The organism is Vibrio sp. 10N.286.51.E5 (assembly GCF_041469125.1).
GTDB classification, from domain to species: Bacteria; Pseudomonadota; Gammaproteobacteria; order Enterobacterales; family Vibrionaceae; genus Vibrio; species Vibrio crassostreae_C.
In genome coordinates this window covers 1-736 of sequence record NZ_JBFRJZ010000135.1, presented here as the reverse complement: position 1 = coordinate 736, position 736 = coordinate 1, and the positions used below count along the sequence as shown (strand labels likewise).

Annotated in this window: 1 protein-coding gene; it reads left to right on the top strand. The window is 42.3% G+C overall.

Annotated features, from left to right (window positions below; translation table 11 throughout):
* Positions 1-69: 69 nt before the first annotated feature.
* On the top strand, positions 70-736 hold a 667-nt coding region (locus AB4161_RS23085; protein WP_372084472.1), incomplete at its 3' end, for an IS6 family transposase.

The following is a 736-nucleotide window of genomic DNA, read 5'->3' as shown; positions in this document are numbered from 1 at the left end:
GGTTCTGTCGCAAAGTTTGAGCTTTAGAGTTAAACTTTGCTTAATTTCTATTCATAACACTGATCCTCAATGTTTAAAGGCTGCCATTTTCCCTCTGAAGTTATTCTCGAAACTATCCGCTATTACCTTGCATACAAACTCAGCTATCGTGAAATTGAAGAGATACAATTAGAGCGTGGGGCCATTGTGGATCATGCCACTATCAATCGTTGGGTTATCAAATTTGCACCATTATTAGAGCATAGAGCGAGGCGTAGAAAGAAGCCGGTGTCTGACTCGTGGCGTATGGATGAAACCTACATCAAAGTCAAAGGTAAGTGGGTATACTATTACCGAGCCGTCGATAAATTTGGAAATGTCATTGATTATTATCTTAGCCCGAAGCGTGATGAGGCTGCTGCTAAAGCCTTTCTGAATAAGGCTATTTCACAAAATGGCTTACCAAGTAAAGTCGTCATAGATGGAAGTAAGAGTAACTACGCGGCTATCGATTCTATGAATGTTCAGCTTTGGTTGACGGGTTGTTTCATGCTCTCGCTAGTAGAGATTTTGGACATTAAATACCTGAACAATATCGTTGAGCAAAGCCACCGTTGGGTGAAGCAGAAAACACGTCAAGCTCTAGGTTGGAAATCAACGGAAGGAGCCTTGGCTAGTTTGCATGGGCGTGAAATGTGGACGATGTTGAAACAAGACCAGATAGATGTAGAAGGCAAGACGGCCTTTGAGCGATTCT